This window comes from Chlamydiota bacterium (genome assembly GCA_012729785.1).
Classification (GTDB): domain Bacteria; phylum Auribacterota; class Tritonobacteria; order UBA1439; family UBA1439; genus UBA1439.
In genome coordinates this window covers 1-19,982 of the sequence record JAAYCL010000023.1, presented here as the reverse complement: position 1 = coordinate 19,982, position 19,982 = coordinate 1, and the positions used below count along the sequence as shown (strand labels likewise).

15 protein-coding genes, 3 tRNA genes and 3 rRNA genes are annotated in these 19,982 nt (G+C 66.2%); 3 read left to right on the top strand and 18 right to left on the bottom strand.

Translation table 11 applies throughout. From position 1 onward, the window contains the following. The first annotated feature begins 15 nt into the window (after positions 1 to 15). A complete protein-coding gene (locus tag GXY35_05235) occupies positions 16 to 996 on the top strand; it encodes a hypothetical protein (GenBank protein NLW93981.1) in 981 nt (326 codons plus the stop codon). Then, positions 993 to 3,083: a tetratricopeptide repeat protein gene (locus tag GXY35_05230; GenBank protein NLW93980.1), complete on the top strand. Its 2,091-nt coding sequence runs from the start codon at positions 993 to 995 to the stop codon at positions 3,081 to 3,083. Before GXY35_05235 ends, GXY35_05230 begins: the two co-directional genes overlap by 4 nt. 34 nt (positions 3,084 to 3,117) lie before the next feature. Here the strand turns inward: GXY35_05230 and GXY35_05225 are convergent, their stop codons facing one another. The 9 genes from GXY35_05225 to GXY35_05185 form a co-directional block, all read right to left on the bottom strand. Next, positions 3,118 to 4,347 (bottom strand): hypothetical protein, encoded by a 1,230-nt coding sequence (locus GXY35_05225; GenBank protein ID NLW93979.1) that lies wholly within the window; start codon positions 4,345 to 4,347, stop codon positions 3,118 to 3,120. Positions 4,348 to 4,390: 43 nt separating this feature from the next. Continuing rightward, positions 4,391 to 5,473, bottom strand: coding sequence for a site-2 protease family protein (locus tag GXY35_05220; protein NLW93978.1), 1,083 nt, complete (start codon positions 5,471 to 5,473; stop codon positions 4,391 to 4,393). A 95-nt stretch (positions 5,474 to 5,568) separates the two neighbouring features. After that, entirely contained in the window at positions 5,569 to 6,195 is a 627-nt protein-coding gene (locus tag GXY35_05215; protein ID NLW93977.1) for an XTP/dITP diphosphatase, read from the bottom strand. Between the two features lie 5 nt (positions 6,196 to 6,200). Then, complete coding sequence (rph, locus tag GXY35_05210) at positions 6,201 to 6,938, bottom strand: ribonuclease PH (protein ID NLW93976.1); 738 nt, start codon at positions 6,936 to 6,938, stop codon at positions 6,201 to 6,203. A 44-nt stretch (positions 6,939 to 6,982) separates the two neighbouring features. Then, a tRNA-Arg gene (locus GXY35_05205) sits at positions 6,983 to 7,059 on the bottom strand. A 485-nt stretch (positions 7,060 to 7,544) separates the two neighbouring features. After that, on the bottom strand, positions 7,545 to 8,651 hold the full coding sequence (locus GXY35_05200) for an aminotransferase class I/II-fold pyridoxal phosphate-dependent enzyme (protein ID NLW93975.1): 1,107 nt from the start codon (positions 8,649 to 8,651) through the stop codon (positions 7,545 to 7,547). A gap of 71 nt (positions 8,652 to 8,722) precedes the next feature. After that, positions 8,723 to 9,109 carry a cupin domain-containing protein gene (locus GXY35_05195; GenBank protein NLW93974.1) on the bottom strand — a complete coding sequence of 129 codons (387 nt, stop codon included), beginning with the start codon at positions 9,107 to 9,109 and terminating at the stop codon, positions 8,723 to 8,725. A gap of 64 nt (positions 9,110 to 9,173) precedes the next feature. After that, positions 9,174 to 10,067 carry a zinc metalloprotease HtpX gene (gene htpX, locus GXY35_05190; GenBank protein ID NLW93973.1) on the bottom strand — a complete coding sequence of 298 codons (894 nt, stop codon included), beginning with the start codon at positions 10,065 to 10,067 and terminating at the stop codon, positions 9,174 to 9,176. Positions 10,068 to 10,092: 25 nt separating this feature from the next. Continuing rightward, a complete protein-coding gene (locus tag GXY35_05185) occupies positions 10,093 to 10,647 on the bottom strand; it encodes a LemA family protein (protein ID NLW93972.1) in 555 nt (184 codons plus the stop codon). Positions 10,648 to 10,869: 222 nt separating this feature from the next. Here GXY35_05185 and GXY35_05180 point away from each other — a divergent pair, with 222 nt between their 5' ends. After that, on the top strand, positions 10,870 to 12,129 hold the full coding sequence (locus GXY35_05180) for a class I SAM-dependent methyltransferase (GenBank protein ID NLW93971.1): 1,260 nt from the start codon (positions 10,870 to 10,872) through the stop codon (positions 12,127 to 12,129). A 30-nt stretch (positions 12,130 to 12,159) separates the two neighbouring features. Here the strand turns inward: GXY35_05180 and GXY35_05175 are convergent, their stop codons facing one another. The 9 genes from GXY35_05175 to GXY35_05135 form a co-directional block, all read right to left on the bottom strand. Then, a complete protein-coding gene (locus GXY35_05175) occupies positions 12,160 to 12,699 on the bottom strand; it encodes a Fe-S-containing hydro-lyase (protein NLW93970.1) in 540 nt (179 codons plus the stop codon). A 67-nt stretch (positions 12,700 to 12,766) separates the two neighbouring features. Further along, positions 12,767 to 13,609, bottom strand: coding sequence for a fumarate hydratase (locus GXY35_05170; protein ID NLW93969.1), 843 nt, complete (start codon positions 13,607 to 13,609; stop codon positions 12,767 to 12,769). Between the two features lie 51 nt (positions 13,610 to 13,660). Next, the gene (locus GXY35_05165; protein ID NLW93968.1) at positions 13,661 to 14,662 is read right to left on the bottom strand and encodes a 2-hydroxyacyl-CoA dehydratase; all 1,002 of its coding nucleotides are present in this window, start codon (positions 14,660 to 14,662) and stop codon (positions 13,661 to 13,663) included. After that, the gene (gene pyk, locus GXY35_05160; GenBank protein ID NLW93967.1) at positions 14,635 to 15,705 is read right to left on the bottom strand and encodes a pyruvate kinase; all 1,071 of its coding nucleotides are present in this window, start codon (positions 15,703 to 15,705) and stop codon (positions 14,635 to 14,637) included. Before pyk ends, GXY35_05165 begins: the two co-directional genes overlap by 28 nt. Before the next feature lie 311 nt (positions 15,706 to 16,016). Beyond that, a 5S ribosomal RNA gene (gene rrf / locus GXY35_05155) occupies positions 16,017 to 16,130 on the bottom strand. Positions 16,131 to 16,232: 102 nt separating this feature from the next. Then, positions 16,233 to 19,134 (bottom strand): 23S ribosomal RNA (locus tag GXY35_05150). Between the two features lie 163 nt (positions 19,135 to 19,297). Beyond that, a tRNA-Ile gene (locus GXY35_05145) sits at positions 19,298 to 19,374 on the bottom strand. Positions 19,375 to 19,480: 106 nt separating this feature from the next. Next, positions 19,481 to 19,556 (bottom strand) — tRNA-Ala (locus tag GXY35_05140). A gap of 189 nt (positions 19,557 to 19,745) precedes the next feature. Further along, positions 19,746 to 19,982: ribosomal RNA gene (locus GXY35_05135) — 16S ribosomal RNA — on the bottom strand; the annotation flags it as partial.

Below are 19,982 nucleotides of genomic sequence, written 5' to 3'. Positions count from 1 at the left end.
CGGCGATGCGCTACAATGGGTGCACTGAAAATGGCCGTTCCCCGCATCGCCCCCGCGGTCCCCCTTCGATCCCCGCCGCATCCGCGGCGGGGGACGGCCGCGTGCCTCCTCGCCGCCCTCGTGGCGGCGGCGCTGCCGGGATGCGCGCGCGACCGCCGGCCGGTCGCCGATGGCCGCTACGAACCGTACGAGAACCTCCTCGAGATCGCGAGCGACATCCAGCGGCACGCGCACGACAACACCTACCGTTTCGCCGCGCCCCGCGACCCGAGCGGACAGAACCTGCACAAGGCGAGCCTCATCCGCTTGATGAACTTCGAGAAGGTCTACCCCCGGCGGATGCCCGACACCGTGGCGTTCCTGAAGGGCCTCTGCATGGAACGGCTCCACGACTACGATGGCGCCCTCGGCGCGTTCAGACAGGTCGCCGAAAGCGACTCCCCGCTCAGGGAGCGCGCGCAGGCGAAGCTGCCGGTCCTGGCCAAATTCAACGATCTTGCCGGCTACCGGATAGAGAAGAACAACGTCGGCGACTATTTGACCGAGATGGAGTTCAGGCTCGACCGGTGGCGGCGGCTCATCGAGGAGGTCCGGGGCACCCCGTACGAATGGCTCGCCCTCGAGGAGGAGGAGAAGGCCGAGCAGCACCTCGCCGAGTTCGTCGCCCAGAACTACCTCATCGTCCGCAACGGGGCCGAGAGCGCGCTCACCCTGCACCGCCAGCTCACCGTGAAGCACGCCGCGAGCAAGAATATCAACATCCATTACCTCAACTGGGCCGACTTCTGCGCCCTGCTCGCCAAACGGTACGCGCAGGAGAAGGACCCGCGCAGCCTCGACTTCGACATGTCGGCCTTCAACAAATCCGCCGACGCGGCCATACGCCTCTACAGCCTCGTGGCGCAGAAGGACGGCGCCGAGGAGAAGGTGCAGGCCCTCGGCAAGCTCCAGTCGTTCAACGCCTACGTGGCGAGGATCCAGGGCGAGAGCGAATGAAACGGGCGATCGGCGTCCTTGCGCTCCTCTCGGCGCTCTCCGGCGCGGCTCGGGCGGAGGGGGAGCCCGCCGCCGCGGCGGGGACCGACTCCTCCTCCGGCATCGAGCGGCACGTCGAACGCGCGATCGCCTTCGCCTACCTCGGCGACGCCGATGCGCTCGAGAAGGAGTACCTCTTCTTCAAGGGGATGGACGACTTCCTCGATGCGCGAAACGCCCCCACCACGGGCCTGAGCGACAACGTGCTGGACCTCTCGATGAGCACCATCGCCGATCCCGACGAGTTCGTCAGGGCCCAGCGCAGTCTCCTCGGGGAGACGCCGGACGCGGATCTCCGCGGGCGGATCGAGCACCGCCTCGGCGACGAGGCGCGCAGCGCGGACGCCCTACTGCGCGCCGACCGGTACAACCGGTTCGCCTTCATCTTCAACACCTTCGTGCGCCCCCTGAGCCTCCTCGCGGTCGGCTACTTCCCGGCGATGATCGACGCCGGGATGGCGACGGCCCTCAACGCGGGGAAGCTCACCGAACTCAGCGTCGAGGAGAAGAAGGCCCTCGTCCTCTACCGGCGGTTTCTCGACAAGTACCCCGACAGCGACAAGGCGGAACTCCTGCGGCGGCGCGTGACCCGCCTCGACCGCAAGCGCCTCGAGACGGCCCGCTCCCGCGAGCTCGCCCTCGCCCAGGAGGAGCTGGCGAAAGGGAACTACTGGCAGTCGCAGCAGCATTTCAAGAACGCGCTCGCCTACGCGCCCGGCGACGACGCGGCGGCGAAGGGGCTCGCCCGCGCCCGGGAACTCGAGGCGGAACTGAACGCGCTCAAGCGCGGAACCCTCGAGCCCGCCGACAAGGCGGGCGCATTTCCGCCCGGGGAGGACGAGCGCGCCTACGCACGCGTCCTCTACGCCGCCGCCGACGGCGTCCCGGAGACGCTGATCTTCGAGGCGGAGGAGTTCCTCGCGCGCCACCCGCAGAGCCCCTACGCCCCCTCCGCCCGCTACGCGATCGCCGTCGCCCACGACATGAAGGGGGCGCACGACAGGGCGATCTCCCTGATGCGGGAGCTCGCGGAACGCGACGAACAGACCCATATCGGAAGGCGCGCCGCGGCGTTCCTCGCCGACGAGGGGTACAACCCGCAGCGGGCGTTCGAGCGCTCGCGGATGCAGCACCATAAGGAGACCGCGAAATACATCGCGCTGGGGGACGGGTTCGTGAAGTCGAACGTCATCCTCGGCACCTCCCGCTTCATCACCCAGGGTCTCCAGGCGCTCGGGAGCATGGGGACGTTCAACCTCCTCGCTCTCGGCATCCGCGGCGCGAGCTCGGTCCTGCGCACCCCTGTCTCCGAGGGGGAGATCATCGACCGCGGGGTCGCCTTCCTGCGCCGCTATCCGGACTCCCCGGAGGCCCCCGACGTCCATCTGAAGCTCGGCCGCGCCTACGCACGCCGGCAGAACCTGGCCAAGGCCGTATACCACTACGAGAGAAGCGGCAAGCTCTCCGAGGGGCGGCTCGTGAAGCTGCGGGAGAAGGCGGCCGCGCAGTACCTCGAGTTCGCGGAGGCGACGGACAGCGCCGAGGAGAAGATCCGCTGCTACGAGACCGTCCTCGACGACTATCCGGGGACCGCGGCGGCGCCCAAGGCGCTCGAGCGTCTCGCCGTCCTCGAGAAGTCCCGGGAGCCGGTCTTCTCCCTCGACAAACAGACCCTCAGCGAGGATCCGATCGTCTTCTCGATGACCGCGCTGCATCTGGGGCCGCACCTGCTCGACGGCGACCCGGACAACGGCGAGCTCTCCCCGAAAGGGATCGTCTCGACGCAGCGCGGCACGATCACCCTCATCCACCTCGACGGGAAGGGGGAGCGCGAGGAGACGATCGACCTCGACTACGCCACCTACCGCCGGCTGATGGCGTTCGCGGAGGAGGCGAAGTACCGCAGCGGCCTCCGGGAGAAGGGCGGCTACGCCGGGGGCAAGATCCCGATCGAACTGCGCGGCACCATAGGCGACGACGGGGTGTACGCGTACCCGCGGCTCAAGATCAGGGAGTACAAGGAGAAGGATCTCTATCTCTACCGGTGAGGGGGGGCGCCGCCTCCGTTTCGCCACCCTCGCGTCATGGACGGGCGAGATCGGGGAGGCGGTACCGGAACGGGGACGAGACGACCCGCCGGATCGCCGACTCGTCGAGCGCCAGGGCGCGCGCCATCCGGACGATCTCCCAGCTCAGCTTCGTGTGGGAGATCCAGCGGTTGTCGGTGCAGATGGCCACGGGGACGCCGTCGGCGAGGAAACGGCGTAGCGGGTGCTCTTCGAGGGTGGCGACGTTGCCCGTGTGCAGATTGCTCGAGGGGCACACCTCCACGAGGACGTCGTCATTCCGCAGTTTCGCGCGCAGGGCGCGCTGCCGGGCGGCCAGCCGCTCCAGGCGCGCCTCGGTGTAGCGCCGGCCGTTGAGATCGACCGTACCGCCCAGGCGGCGCGCATCCAGCCCCGCGGCGAGGCCGTGCCCGATCCTCTTCGCCTTCAGGATCTCCACGGCGTCCTCGATCATCGCGACCCCGTCCTCGAGCGCGGCGAACGCCTCCCCCGCATGGCAGACGACCGCCAGCCCCGCACTGTGCGCCATCGCAAACGCCTTGGCGTGCCGGGCGATGCAGAAGCCTATCTCGTTTCCCGCGCTGTCCACCCCGCCGATCTTCCCCCGAAGGGAGGGGCTCGAGGCCGCGTCGAGCATCTCCGACACGATCTCCTCCACCACCTCCGCGCTGTAGTCCTTCACCAGGGAGATGAGGAGGACGGCCTCGAGGTCGGGATGGCGGTCACGGGCGCGGTCGAGCCCGCGCCCGAGCGCCTTGAGATACGGCTTGATCTTGATCGCCCCGGTGAGCATCCGGGGGTTGCACCGGATCTCGAGGTAGCGTATCCGCTCGCGGAAGGCGTCCTCGCACACCTCGCAGGTCACCCGTTCGAGCGCCTCCTCGGTGGCGAGCACGGTCTTGGGCAGCGAGTAGGCGAGCATGTAGTCGGAGAGGCTGCCGCCGGTCTTGCGGTACTCGAGCAGCCGCGTGACCTCCGCCGGGTCCCCTTCCGCGATCCGCCTCCTCACCGAGTAGCCGTACCCTGAGTCGCAGAAGCTCCAGTCGAGGGCCGGAACGGTCCTGGCGAGGTCCCTGAGCGTGCCGGGGCGCATCGATCCGGCGAGGTGGCAGTGCAGCTCGGCCTTGGGCATCGCGACGACCGCTTCGAGGCGCCGCGTCCACCGCGCCCTCTCGGCCGGTTTCATCCCGGCGCACAGCTTGTCGAGAAAGCGCTCGTCGCTCCCGTCCAATTGTGTCGCAGGCACCGTCTCTCTTCCTTCCGCCGCCTCGTTTCGCGCATCCGGCATCTCACCCGCGCGCCGAGATCGGCACGGGCACGAAGCATAGCACGAGAATCAGGGCCGCCGCAAAGGCGATCCAGGTCCTCCCGCGGCCGATCGGCGTCACGTCGTCCAGCGGCGGGGAGTGGCCGGGGCCGAGGGCCAGTATGAGGAGCACCCATATCCACCAGGGACGCCAGAGGAAGCCGAGGGCGAGGAGGGCCGCGAGCGCGACGCGGGCGATGAACGAGTGGCCGCGCCCCGCGACCGCGTAGGCGATATGCCCCCCGTCGAGCTGCCCGACCGGCATCAGGTTGAACGCGGTCACGAGCAGCCCCACCCACCCGGCGAACGCGACAGGATGCAGGACCACGTCCCGTCCTTCGGCGATCCCCCCCTTGACGAGAAGGGTCATCACCCAGACGGCCAGCGAGTCGCCGAAGTAGTCCACCCTCCCCGCCCTGAGGAGCGGGGCGATCTCGACCACCTCCGAGCGCGCCAGGCCGACGCCGAGCGCGACCAGGGCGACGATGAAGCCGCAGATCGGCCCCGCGACCCCGATGTCGAGCAGGGCCTTCCTGCCGGGGATGAACGACTGCGTCTTGATCAGCGCCCCGAGCGTCCCGATCGCGGTCGGGGCGGGGATGAAATACGGGAGCGTCGCGCGAACGCCGTGGTACGCGGCCATGAAAAAGTGCCCGAACTCGTGCACGATGAGGATGGCGAGCAAACTCGCGGAGAAGGGGATCCCGGCCGCGAGGCGCCCGGGGTGCGCAACGATGTCGACGCCCGCGTTCGCCGCGCCGACGAGAAGCGTCGAGTAGACGGTGAGGGCGAACAGCAGAAGATTGACCAGCGGATTCGCGCGGGGCGGGGCAACGTCGCGGGCCAGGCGGATTTCGCACTCCTCCCCGCGCCGCGAGAGCAGGGGGACGAATCCGATCGCGCCGAGACGCTCCCTGAGAAAGGCGACGGCATCCCCCGGCGCCATGAGGAGCGCGCCGCGAAACACCATCCCGCGCCTGCTGAGGGTCGCGGAGCGGATCCGCATCGCCTGCTCGACCGGCTCCCGCAGCCGCAGGGCGAGCAACGTCAGGTCGTCGGTTCGCACCGGAGCTCCTTCCGTCGAAGACCGGTCCGCCCCGTTTCGACCGGGCCCGCGCCCGGGAAAGGCGTCCGGGGCACGGGAGGGCGGAGAGGGACGGTTCAACCGCCGGATCCCGCCCGATCGCGCTCCGTCTTGTACAGATGCTTCTCGAGCATCATCAGCGCCTTCTCGAGCGCCCGGGCGCGGTGGCTTATCCTGTTCTTGACGCCCGAAGGGAGCTCGGCGAAGGTCTTGTGGTACTCCAGCGGCTGGAAGAGCGGGTCGTAGCCGAATCCGCCGCTCCCCCGGCGCTTCATCACGATGCTCCCCGCGCAGCTCCCCTCCGCGACGTCGAGCACCTTCTCCGGATCGGCGATGGCGATGCAGCAGACGAAACGCGCCTGGCGCCTGCGCTCGGGGACGTCGCGCAGCAGGGCGAGGAGCTTCTCGTTGTTGTCCTCGTCGGTGGCGTTCTCCCCCGCGAACCTGGCGGAGCGGACCCCCGGACGGCCCGCGAGCGCGTCCACCTCGATGCCGGAATCGTCGCCGAGGGCGAGTTTCCCCGTCGCCTGCGCGGCGGCGAGGGCCTTCTTCGCGGCGTTCTCGGCGAACGTCTCACCGTCCTCGGGGACCGCCGCAGAGCCGGGGAAGTCGGCGAGGCAGCGCGCCTCGAGTCCGAGCCCGGAACGCCGGAGCATCTCCTTGAACTCGCGGACCTTGTCCCGGTTGTTCGTCGCGAGCACGATCTCGTTCACGAACGCCCCTCGAGCGCGCGCTTCTGGGTTTCGATGAGCGCGGCGATGCCGGACCGCGCCATCGCCGTCAACGACGCCATCTCCTCCGCCGTGAACGGCTCCGTCTCCGCCGTGCCCTGGATCTCGATGAACCGCCCGCTCTCCGTGACGACGAGGTTCATGTCGACCTGGGCGCGGCAATCCTCCTCGTAGTCGAGGTCGAGCAGTATCTCCCCGTCCACCTTGCCGACGCTCACCGCAGCAAGCGCCTCGCGCAGCGGGTTTCGTTCCAGGAGCCCCTCCGCCGCCATCCTCCGCAGGGCCAGCCGGAGGGCGACGAAGCTGCCGGTCACGGAGGCGGTCCGCGTCCCGCCGTCCGCCTGGAGCACCTCGCAGTCGATCCAGATGGTGCGGGGGCCGATGCTCTCCAAATCCACCACCGCCCGCAACGCCCGTCCGATCATCCGCTGGATCTCGTGCGTCCTCCCCCCGATCCTGCCGCGGGTCGACTCCCGCACCATCCGCTCCGGGGAGGAGAACGGCATCATCGAATACTCGCAGCTGATCCAGCCGCCGGGCCTCTTCTGGTCTCGCATCCAACGGGGCTGCACGTTGTCCGCCGAGGCGGCGCAGAGGATCTTCGTGTCCCCGAACTCCACCAGCACCGAACCGAGCGGGTACTTGACGAAATCCGGCGTGATCCGCACCTGCCGAAGCTCGTCGTTTTTCCGCCCGTCCTTCCGGTTCACGGACATACCTTTGCCTTCAACCTTGCACCTTCAACCTTGCACCGTGGTACTGGCGCGCCCGGGGCGGTTCGAACGCCCAACCTTTGGCTCCGGAGGCCAACGCTCTATCCAATTGAGCTACGGGCGCAGACGACATACGCGAGGTCCGCCGCGGCGCTTTTCGCCGCGGCGCGCGTTTCAGAAGGGAACTGCGCGGCGGAGGGGAGCGGTCGGCCGCTCCTTGTCACGCCGATGGCGTGCACGATGTTCCAACGGCGATGCGTCTGCGGACCTACTCCTTCTTCAGAAAGCTCGCAAGCGCGATGCTGTCCAGCGAAATGAGGAAGCAGAGGAGCAGCAGATCGTTCGGCGCGTCGATCTTCCCTATCAACCGCGCCAGGATGAAAAGGATGGTTCCCATAGGTACTCCTCTCTCGGCCGCTGAGGACCGTTCGCCTGAAACCGTCACAGTGATACCACAACGGGCCGGAGCCGGTCAATCGCAAAAGCGCCTCGCCCGGTCGGCGGGCGCGCCGGAGGGGTGTATCGGGCCCGCGGTTCAGGAGGCCGGTTTCGGGCGATTTCGGGCCCGGATCGGAGACGTTCGTGTGGGGCTCTCCCCGCGGACCGCGTTCAGGCGAGGCGGTTGAGGATCTCCACCCCCTGTCGGAGGGTGTCGTCGGGGGCGGCGAAGGAGATCCGGAAGTGCGTGTCCCGCTCCGAGAAGACGGAGCCGGGGACGAGGATGAGCTTCTCTTCGACCGCACGCCTGACGAACTCGGCCCCGCTCCCCCCGGGCGCTTCGGGGAAGAGATAGAATGCGCCCTCGGGCCTGACGAAGCGGAACTTCTCCGCGAGCCCGTCGCAGAGCAGATCGCGCTTCCGCCGGTATGCGTCGAGGACCGGGCGCATATCGATCCGGTAGGCGTCGAGGACGGCGTGCTGCAGCGGCGCGGGGGCGCAGATGAACGAGTACTGCTGCAGCTTGGTCATCTCGGCCAGGATCTCCCTAGGCCCGGCCGCGTAGCCTAGGCGCCAGCCCGGCATCCCGAACGCCTTCGAGTAGCCGCCGACGACCAGGGCGTCCCTCGAGGAGGCGCCGACGCTCTCGTGCGGGCCGTCGTAGCAGAAGAAGTCGTAGACCTCGTCCGAGAGGATGTACGCCCCCGCCCGTGCCGCGATCGCCGCGATCTCGCGCAGGCGCGCGCCGCGGGGGACCGCGCCGGTCGGGTTGCAGGGGCTGTTGATGATGACCATCGCCGCCCCCTTCCCCATCGCGCGCTCGAGGCGCTCGCCGGTGATTTCGAAGTCCGGGTAGGTGTCGAGGTAGACCGGCTCGGCCCCGACGACTCGGCAGAGGTGTTTGTAGATGACGAAGTACGGGTCGGGGATGACGACCCGGTCGCCCGGGTTGAGAAGCGCGAGGAAGGAGAGCATAATGCCGCCCGCCGCGCCGGAGGTGACGATGACCTCCTCGGGCGAGTATCCCTTCTCCTCCTCGAGGTGCCGGCGGATCTCGCGCCGGAGCGCGTCGATCCCCTGCGTGAGCGTGTAGCGGCTGTGCCCCGCCCGGATGGCGCGGATGGCCGCCTCCCTGATCTCCTCGGGGACGTCGAAATCCGGCTGGCCGATGCTCAGGTTGACGGGGTCCTCGATCGCGTGGGCGAGATCGAACGCCTTCCGGATGCCGGAGGCGTCGATCATCTTCATCCGCTCCGCGATCCTCAGGGGATTCTTCACGGTAATCTGCCTGTCGTTGCGGCCGCACGCACGCCTGAACCGCATCCGGTCGCGCCTCGACCCTTGTTGGCTCAGACGAGCTGCACCTTCTCCTGCGGATCCGTCCCCGCCACCCGGTCGCTGAAACAGACGATGAAGGCGTCGGTAGTCCCCGCGTTGACGAACGCGTGCGCGACGCCCGGGGGGATGGTGACCCGGATGCACTCCCCGTCGTGGAAGAGATGCTCCTCGGAAGCGCCGTCCAAGTCCCGCAAGACGAGCCGGATCTCGCCGGAGAAGACGACTGTCTCGGTCGCGCTCCGGTGGCGATGGGAGCCGCGAACGGCCCCGGGCGCCATCGTCGCCACGTGCGTGTTGCGGAGCAGGCCCGACTGGAGCGTCTCCGGGCCGAGCGGCTCGAACACCTTGCCGCGCTCGTCGCGGTGCATCCGTATCCGCTCGATCGTCACGCCCCGCATCGCATCCCCCCCGCCCCGCCACGCGGAGCATATCGTGTTCCGGTTCCGACGCGCCGCGTACGGCTCATATCCCCTCCAGCGCCCGTATCCTCTCCGCGACGGGCGGGTGCGTCGAGAAGAGGCGGCTCACCATCCCGCGGTCCCCCCGCAGGGGATTGACGATGTACATGTGCGCGGTGGCCTTGTTCGCCGCCTCGAGCGGGTCCGAGTCCGCGTCCAGCTTCCGGAGGGCGTCGGCGAGCCCCTTCGGGTAGCGCGTGAGCATCGCCGCGCTCGCGTCCGCGAGGAACTCCCGCCGCCGCGAGATCGCCAGCCGGACGAGCTGCGCGACCAGCGGCGCGAGGAGCGCGAGGAGCAGCGCGACGATCAAGAGGATCGCCTGCGCCTGCCCTCCCCCTCCGCGGTTGTCGCGGCGGCGGCGCCCGCCCCAGAAGAAACTCCTGAATATCCAGTCGCTCAGGAGCGTGACGACCCCGACCATCACCACCACGAGGGAGCCGAGAAGGATGTCGTAGTTCCTGATGTGCGAGAGCTCGTGGGCGACGACCCCTTCCAGCTCGAGCCGGTTCATCTTCTGGAGGAGGCCCGTGGTCACGCAGACGACCGCGTGCGCCGGATCGCGCCCGGTCGCGAAGGCGTTCGGGGCGCTGTCCTCGATCACGTAGACCCGCGGGACGGGGAGCCCCCCCGCGATCGCCAGCCCCTCGACGGCGTGGAACAGGTGCGGGAACTCCTCTTTCACAAGCGGCCTCGCGCCGCTCATCGCGAGGACGATCCGGTCGCTCCAGTAGTAGGAGCCGAAGGTCCACGCCACCGCGACGGCGACGGCGATGACGACCCCCGCGTTCCCCATCGCGGATACCTGGCCGAAGACCCAGCCGAGGAAGGCGACGAAGGCGACGAAGAGGACGCAGAGGACGACCGAGTTGCGCTTGTTGCGGGCGATCTGTTCGTACATTATTGTAGTATGCGGCAAGCTATCTTCAGAACTTCACCTTCACCGGCTCCCGCGCCGCCTCCTCCCCCGTCTGGAAATACTCCCTCTCGCCGAAGCCGAACAGGTTCGCGATGATGTTCGAGGGGAACGTCTCGCGCGTGGTGTCGTAGGTCATCACCGTGTCGTTGTAGAACTGGCGGGAGTAGGCGATCTTGCTCTCGGTCCCCGACAGCTCCTCCTGGAGCATTAGGAAGTTTTGGTTGGCCTTGAGATCGGGGTAGTTCTCCGCCACGGCGAATAAGGACTTCAGCGCGCCGGTGAGGGCGTTGTCCGCCTGCCCCTGCGCCATCACGCCGGAGGCGTTGATCGCCTTCGCGCGGGCCTCGGTCACCTTCTGGAAGACCTCCTTCTCGTGGCTGGCGTACCCCTTCACCGTCTCGACGAGGTTGGGGATCAGGTCGTAGCGGCGCCTGAGCTGCACGTCGATCTGCGACCAGGCGTTCTCGATCCTGTTCCGCAGGCGTACGAGACGGTTGTACCCGAGAACCGCATACAACACGACCGCGGCAACGACCAGCAGGATGATCCATCCGACCGACATTGCGCACCTCCTCATCTGTCCGACCGGATCCTTGCCGGCCGGCAACGCCTCGGTGATGCTACGGCAGCGCCGCTGTTTTCCTCCTCACGCGAGAGGGAGGAAACTGGTGGGCGGTGTGAATGCCATCCCACCGCAACCGGCCTATTGCGCCGGTCGGGAGATTATCGTTGCCCGATGTTCGGATACCGTATACAGTATCCTTTCCTGAGGAGAAAGTGTAGCATGAACCCACGCCCCGTGCTCGCGAAATGTCTCCCCGCAGGGGTGCGCTCGTTCATAAAGAACGTCCTCGGGATCTCCTCCACGGATACGTCGGTCGACGAGCGGCTCAGTGCGCTCCGGACAAGCCTGGCCGCGGCGGGCCATCGCGCCGACGCCGACGCTATGGCGCTCCGGGGGAGGATCGAGAGGATCGAGGCCGCCCTCGACGCGTCGGGCGCACTACCGCGGAGGGTCGAAACAGCCCGGGGGTATTTTGAAAAACTCGCCTGCGAGAAGAATCTGTTCAGGGCTTCCGGATGGATGCTCCTTCCCGACAGGGAACTTGACACGGCGTCGCTGTATATCAATCGGGTGAAGGTCGCGCAGGAGGAACTGGCCGAACGCGGGAGCCTCCAGGACGCGTTCCCGTTCATCTCCCACTCGCGCCGTTCAGCGTTCGACTTCTCCGTCCCCCTCCCCCAGCAGGACGGGGGGGGATTCACCGAGATCCGCGTGACGGGCTCGTCCCGCGGGAACGAAGCCGCCCAGATGGTCGCCTGGTACTATCCGGGCCTCTATTCCTGTTATCCGCTGCCGCCCGCCGAAAACATCAAGAGGTCCCAGGGAAGCATCTGGGGCGATATGTTCATGATCTCCGGCTTGCAATCCTACATGGAGTTTTGGAACCTCGCCTCCTCGCATCTTGACGCCCGGGGCATACGGACGATGCTGGAGTGGGGATGCGGGTGCGGACGGATCACCAGGTTCTTCTTGAGCTTCTCCGGGATCCCCTCCATACACGGCTGCGACATCGACTCCGACTCCATTGCGTGGTGCCGGGATTTTCTCCCGCCGGGGATATTCTCGACCGTCGATCCCTATCCGCCCACCGGGTACGCCGATGACTCCTTCGACCTTATCATTGCCTATTCGGTGCTGACGCACCTGGCAAAGGAAGTCCAGCACGCCTGGCTGGAGGAGCTGCGGCGCATCCTTGCCCCCGGCGGGTTATTGCTGGCCACCGTGCACGGTGAATTCGCGGCGGGATTCGCGCTTCCGGGGCGTCAGGCGGAGGAGTTGCTCGCGGGGGGGATCTACGACGGAATGGTCGATCACGGTCTGGACGGCGTCGCGCCGTCCGGATACTACCGGGGGGTGTTCCAGAAACAGGGGTACACGCGTGAGGCGTATTCCCGATATTTCGAGATCATCGACTATAGAGAACGCGGCGCCCTGAATTTCCAGGATATGGTCGTGATGAGAAAGAGGCGATCGGAATGATCGGCGCCATGCGCCGCTCCCGCCGCGCCTTTAAGCCGTGCGGCTATACAGATCGTTCCCCCGGCAGTCGGTCGCCACGATCGCGGGGAACCGCTCCACCGTGAGCTCCGTGATCGCCTCCGCGCCGAGGTCCGGATAGGCGACCGGCTTCGCCGCCTTGACGCACTTGGCCAGCAGGGCGCCCGCCCCGCCCACGGCGGCGAAGTACACTGCCCCGTGTTTCTTCATCGCGTCGATGACCTCCTTCGCGCGGGGCCCCTTCCCGATCATCCCCTTGAGGCCCAACTCCATCGTCTTCGGCGCAAACGCGTCCATCCGGTAGCTCGTCGTGGGGCCGACGGACCCGATCGGCTTCCCCGGAGGGGCGGGCGACGGGCCGGCGTAGTAGAAGATTTGCCCCTTCAGCTCGACGGGGGGCTTCTCCCCCTTGGCGACCGCCTCGGTGAGGCGCTTGTGCGCCGCGTCGCGGGCCGTGTAGATCGTCCCGGTGATGAGCACGCTGTCCCCCGCCTTGAGCCCCTTCACGACCTCGTCCGTCAGCGGCGTGGTGATCTCGATTGTCGCCATGATGATCCTCCCCATATTCGTGTCGGCATCGATTGCCTCTTCGCCCGCGCGCCGTCACTCCCATACGCCCTCACAGCTCCACGACCCCGTGCCGGTAGGCGTGGCAGCAGATGTTCACCGCGACCGGCATCCCGGCGATGTGCGTCGGGTAGGTGTCGACGTGGACGGCGAGGGCGGTGGTGGAGCCGCCGAGGCCCTGCGGGCCGACCCCCGTCCTGTTGATCTCCTCGAGGAGCTCGCCCTCGAGCTTCGCGATCTCCGGCCTCGGGCTCTTTTCGCCGAGCTTCCTCGTGAGCGCCTGCTTCGCCATCAGGGCCGCCTTCTCGAATGTCCCGCCGACGCCGACGCCGACGACGACCGGCGGGCACGGGTTCCCGCCGGCCTTCTTCACGCACTCCACGACGAACTGCCTGATCCCCTCGTAGCCGGCGGTGGGGGTGCACATCTTCACGAAGCTCATGTTCTCGCTGCCGAAGCCCTTCGGCGCGACGGTGATCCTGACCTTGTCCCCGGGGACGATGCGCGTGTGGATGACCGCCGGCGTGTTGTCGCCGGTGTTGCCCCGCTCGACCGGGTCCTTCACGACGGACTTCCTGAGGTAGCCGTCCTTGTACCCCTGCCGCACCCCCTCGTGCACCGCCATCTCGAGGTCCCCGCCGACGAGGCGGACCTCCTGTCCGACTTCGAGGAAGACGATCGCCATCCCCGTGTCCTGGCAGATCGGGAGGCGCTCCTCCTTGGCGATCCGCGCGTTCTCGAGGAGGGTCTTCAGCACCTCCTTCCCTACGGGGGAGGTTTCCGTCTTCAGGCGCTCCCTGAACGCCGCGAGCACGTCCTCGTCGGCGACGATGTTCGCCTCGATGCAGAGCCCCCTCACCGCCCGCGTGATCTCGGCGACTTTCAGCTCTCTCATACGATTTCCCCCCGGGGCGACTAACGCTATATCTCCCTTACTCCGCACATGTTACATACAACGTCTGCAAAGCATCTCCCCGAACGCCTCGAGGCGGATGCGGTTCCGCTCGTCCAGGCGGCCCGGGCGGTCGCACTCGAGCGCGAGGACCGGTACGCCGACCGCGCGCTGGATCAGAAGATCCTCGATCGCGCGATGGCAGAAGGTCTGGACATAGTGGATGATACCCGAAATGCGCCGCGTCCGCACCTCGGCCGTTATGTCCCGGAGGCGCGCCTGAATGTCGTACGGGTAGGTGTACGCGAGGTACTGGGAGGGAAGGTCGCGGGTCGCGTACGGCATCGCGAACTGCCGCTGCACCTCGTTGAAGACCACCTCGAAGCCGATCCGCTCCAGTTCGCCGTAGAGGCCATCGACGATGGGGGGCACGCCGACGTATCCGACGCGGATGCCGTGCCTCCCCGCCTTCCTTGTCCCGGCCGCCGCCAGGAACCTGTCGATCGCCCGCTCGAACCGGTCCGGGTCCCCGCCGAAATCGCTGCACGACACCTGCCAGGCGTGGTTCTCCTCCCCCGTCACCGTCCCATCGCGCCAGGTCAGTTCGTCGAGGCGCCGCACCTTCGCCCGTATCCGGTCGAGACGCCGCTTCAGTTCCTCGGCCCGCGCCGGCGTCGTGCCGAGGGCGGCGGCGAAGCGCGCGAGCTCCTCGCGAAGTCTCTTCGCGCTCCTGTCGTGCGGGTAGGCGAACGGGACCACCTCGATCCCGTCCTCCCGCCACCGCTCGACGATGGCGCGCGTGTTCGAGCAGTCCCCCTCGAGGACGCCGACGACCGCCCGCAGCCGCATCGCGCGGGCGACCGCGTAGATCCCCTTCGTCCATGCGCAGGTGGTCCGCGGCATCCCGGCCCGCTCCGCGGCGTCGAGGTGCCCGGACGGGTCCGCGGAGGTCACGAGGACGTTGTTGAGATCCACGGGGCGCCGCCCCGCCGCGTAGATGATCTCGACGGGGACCGTGCTCGTCAGGCCTATCGGTGCCGGGGCCGCGCGCCGCATCCCCTCCCCCTTCTCCTCGCGGGCCCGTAGTACCGGGACGCCTCCGTGAAGCGGATGACCTGGTCCATCATCCGCACCGCCTCCACCGGGTGCCTCCCCGCGGCGGTCTCGGCGGAGAGCATCACGTAGTCGCTCCCGTCGAGGATGGCGTTGGCGATGTCGGAGACCTCCGCGCGCGTCGGGCGCGGGTTCTCCGTCATCGACTCGAGCATCTGCGTGGCCGTGATGGAGAACTTCCCCGCCGCCCGGCAGGACGCGATGATCTCCTTCTGGAGCACCGGGACCTTCCAGACCGGGACCGACACGCCGAGGTCGCCGCGGGCGACCATCACGCCGTCCGAGGCCTCGACGATGCCGTCGAGCGCGCGGATCCCCTCCTCGTTCTCGATCTTGGCGACGAGGAGGCAGCCCGGCAAGCGCCCGGCGACCTCCCGGCGGATACTCTTCATCGCGCGCGGGGAGCGGACGAACGACTGCGCGATCATATCGACGCCTTCGCGCACGCCGAGCCGGATGTTCTCAAGGTCCGACTCCGACACGTCCGGGATCGAGAGGCGCGCCCCGGGCGCGTTCACGCCCTTGTGCTCCTTCAGGATGCCGCCCGCCACGACCCGCGTCCTGACGGCGTCGCCGCGGACCGACTCCACCTTCAGGCAGATGTTCCCGTCGTCGATGTAGATCTGCTCGGCGCCGCGGAGGTCGCTCAGGGGGCCCGCGTAGTCGAGCGGGACGACGTTCCCCTCCCCCTTGAAATCGCCCGCCTTCAGCCACAGCACCTGCAACCTCTTCAACGGGATCGGCCGGTGACCCTTCAGCTCCCCGATCCGTATGCGGGGCCCCTCGAGGTCGAGGAGAACGCGGATACGCCTGCGCGTCCTCCGGTTGAACGCGCGGACGCGGGCGACTGATTCGCGTATCGCGGCGTGCGTGGCGTGCGAGCAGTTGAGGCGGACCACGTCCATCCCCGCGCGCGCCATGCCCGCGATGCTTTTCGCCGAGGCGGTCGCCGGCCCCAAGGTGCAGATGATCTTCGTGTGCGGCATAGCCTGCTCCCTTCCGGCCCTATGATATACCAACCATGCGCCCCCGGGACGTGCAAATGAGCTCCCCTTCCGTCTTTCATTGAAAGCGAGGAACAGGGCGGGTGGCGCCCCCTGGGGGACCCCAGGGGGGATGAGAGGGATACAACATTGACTAGCTCAAGTACATGCTCAGGTGATAGTGCGAAAAAGAGTGGACACTACCGGACACTACCACAGCGTACGGTATCACGATCGGAGGAGGCACACGCGTGATGGACATTCGCATAAAAAAAAACGCGGGCGTGAACGAATCACGCCCGCGCGAAGAAAAGTCCCGGCGACGACCTGCTCTCCCACCCTTTGGAGGTAGTACCATCGGCGCTGGAGGGCTTAACGGCTCTGTTCGGAATGGGAAGAGGTGTGGCCCCTCCGCCATGGTCACCGGGAATACGGTTGCCGGTTGCTCGTTTCCGGTTTCCAGGGGAAACGAAGCGACCGGACAGTATCCGGACAATGGATAGAGAACTTCAATTATGCCGAGAAGACAAATGGTTAAGACGATGGACCGATTAGTACCGGTAGGCTGAAGCCCTTGCGGGCCTTACACCCCCGGCCTATCAACCTCGTGATCTACGAGGGGTCTCATAGGGATATCTGATCTTGGAGAGGGCTTGGCGCTTAGATGCTTTCAGCGCTTATCCTTTCCGGACATAGCTACCCAGCAATGCCGTTGGCACGACAACTGGAACACCAGAGGTCCGTCAATCCCGGTCCTCTCGTACTAGGGACCGACCTCCTCAAATATCCTGCGCCCACGGAAGATAGGGACCGAACTGTCTCACGACGTTCTAAACCCAGCTCACGTACCATTTTAATCGGCGAACAGACGAACCCTTGGGACCTTCTCCAGCCCCAGGATATGATGAGCCGACATCGAGGTGCCAAACCGCTCCGTCGATATGAACTCTTGGGAGCGATAAGCCTGTTATCCCCGGAGTACCTTTTGTCCGATGAGCGACGGCAATTCCACATTCAACCGCCGGATCACTAAGACCTGCTTTCGCACCTGCTCGTCTGGTAGGACTCGCAGTCAAGCTCCCTTATACCTTTACGCTCTATGCACGATTGCCGACCGTGCTGAGGGAACCTTTGTGCCCCTCCGTTACACTTTGGGAGGAAACCGCCCCAGTCAAACTGCCCACCTGACAATGTTCCCCGGCCGGTTTCACGACACGGGGTTAGAATTCCAGTGCGAAGAGAGTGGTATTTCAAGGACGGCTCCGCTCCGGCTGGCGCCGGAGCCTCAAAGCCTCCCACCTATCCTACACAGATCGAACCGAAATCCAATATCAGGCTACAGTAAAGGTTCACGGGGTCTTTCCGTCTTTCCGCGGGTAAGCGGAGTCTTCACCGCTACCTCAATTTCGCCGAGCCCCTCGTCGAGACAGCGTCCAGATCGTTACAAGATTCGTGCAGGTCGGAACTTACCCGACAAGGAATTTCGCTACCTTAGGACCGTTATAGTTACGGCCGACATTCACCGGGGCTTTGGTTCGGAGCCTCGCCTTGCGGCTAACCCCTTGCCTTGACCTTTCGGCATTGGTCACGTGTCACACTCTATACGTCCACTTGCGTGTTTGCAGAGTGCTGTGTTTTTGTTAAACAGTCGCCTGGGCCCGTTCACTGCGCCCCCTCGCGGGGGACCCCTTCTCCCTAGGTTACGGGGTTATTTTGCCGAGTTCCTTAACGAGGTTTCTCTCGCGCGCCTTGGTATGCTGGTACCCTTCCACCTGTGTCGGTTTTGGTACGGTTGCCGGCTCGATTGCCAGGAGGTTTTCTCGGCAGCCTGGCGTCACCCTCTTCGCGCCCCCTCGCGGGGGCGCTCACCGTCGCCCTTCAGGGTTGCCCGCGCGGATTTGCCTGCGCGGGCCCCCTAGGGGCTTGGACGACCATCCATCAGGTCGCGGGGCCAGCCTCCTGCTGACTCCATCGCTCGAACTCTCACCGGCAGTACGGGAATATTAACCCGTTGTCCTTCGACTACGCCCTTCGGCCTCGCCTTAGGACCGACTAACCCCGGGCGGACGAACCTGCCCCGGGAAACCTTGGAATTCCGGCGGTGGGGATTCCCACCCCACTTTTCGTTACTCATGTCCGCATAGTCACTTCCGCACAGTCCACGCTCGGTCCCCCTCGCGCTTCGTCCCGTGCGGAACGCTCCTCTACCATCCCCCCGGAGGGGGAATCCGCGGCTTCGGCATCTGGTTTGACTCCCGATCATTTTCGGCGCGGAATCTCTCGACTAGTCAGCTATTACGCACTGTTTAAATGGTGGCTGCCTCTAAGCCAACATCCTAGCTGTCTCCGAGACTCCACATCCTTAGTGACTTAACCAGATTCAGGGGCCTTAGCCGGCGGGCTGGGCTGTTTCCCTTTCGACTGTGAAGCTTAGCCCCCACAGTCTCACTCCCCGCGTGACAGCGACGGTATTCGGAGTTTGAGAGGCTTCGGTACCCCGGTAGGGGCCCTAGACCATTCAGTGCTCTACCCCCGTCGCCTGCATTCGCGAAGGCTGCCCCTAAAGGCATTTCGAGGAGAACCAGCTATCACCCGGTTTGGTAAGCCTTTCACTCCCACCCACAGCTCATCCGAGCCCTTTTCAACGGACACCGGTTCGGTCCTCCACCTCGTGTTACCGAGGCTTCAACCTGGCCAAGGGTAGCTCACCGGGCTTCGGGTCCACGGCAGACGACTAGAACGCCCATTTCGGACTCGCTTTCGCTACGGCTTCCCCCCATCAGGGGTTAACCTCGCCGCCTGCCGTGACTCGCGGACTCATTATGCAAAAGGCAAGCAGTCACCCCTCTCGGGGCTCCTACAGCTTTGTGGGCACACGATTTCAGGTCTCTTTCACTCCGCTAACAGCGGTTCTTTTCACCTTTCCCTCGCGGTACTTGTCCACTATCGGTCACCAGCGAGTATTTAGGCTTGGGGGGTGGGCCCCCCGGATTCGGACGGGGTTTCACGTGTCCCGTCCTACTTGGGAATTCGCCAGGCCGCTCCTGCATTTCGCCTACGGGGCTTTCACCCCCTGTGGCCGGACTTTCCAGACCGTTCGGCTATGCAGAAACGATGCCATGCGGCGCTCCCGCAACCCCGCGGGGCAAGCCCCGCGGTTTGGCCTCTTCCGGTTTCGCTCGCCACTACTCACGGAATCTCGTCTTGATTTCTCTTCCTCGGGGTACTGAGATGTTTCACTTCCCCCGGTATCGCCCCATGCGCCTATGTGTTCAGCGCATGGTGGTGGGCCGGACGCCCACCGGGTTTCCCCATTCGGAAATCCCCGGATCAATGCCTGCTCGCGGCTCCCCGGGGCTTATCGCAGCAAGCCACGTCCTTCATCGCCTGCTGGTGCCAAGGCATCCATCGTGTGCCCGTATACGCTTGACCGGATCCGGGACCATCGGTCCCGGCCGGCTCGGTTGCAACTTCATACCCAGAACTATGCTATTGTCAAAGAACTATGCGCGGCGGCCCCGTGAAAGGGGCAACGCCGCCGGAGCGCCCCCCGCCGCATCGGCGGGAAACTTCCGCGGCCGCGGATGCTAGCCAGTGGTGGGCGTGCCTGGAATCGAACCAGGGACCTCGTCCTTATCAGGGACGCGCTCTAACCAACTGAGCTACACGCCCGGTGCAACCCGGCCACCGCCGGAAACCCGGATTCCGGATTTCAGATTTTTAGATTGCCACATTCGCAGCAATCACAAATCTAAAATCACAAGTCTAAAATCAGGGCTGGTGGAGGCAACCGGGATCGAACCGGTGACCTCATGCTTGCAAAGCACGTGCTCTACCAATTGAGCTATGCCCCCAAACCTGCGCCACCGGCGGCGCTCGCGACCTGTTTCGGACAGCCCCGGCGGAATAACTCCGCGCCGGAAGGGATGCGATGAACCCGCGCCCATGCGGGTTCCGTGTGTTGGCGGCGTGCCCTCGCGGGCCGCCATGTCTCCGGCTCGCGCCGGAGACATCCACCTGGGCGCGCCTTGGACGGCGCGCCCTGCTCCTTAGAAAGGAGGTGATCCAGCCGCTGGTTCCCCAACGGCTACCTTGTTACGACTTCATCCCAATCACCACCCACACCTTGGACGCCCACCTCCCTTGCGGGTTGGGACGGCGGCTTCGGGTGCAGACGGCTTTCATGATGTGACGGGCGGTGTGTACAAGGCCCGGGAACGTATTCACGGCGCCGTAGCTGATGCGCCGTTACTAGCGAATCCGACTTCATGCGGTCGGGT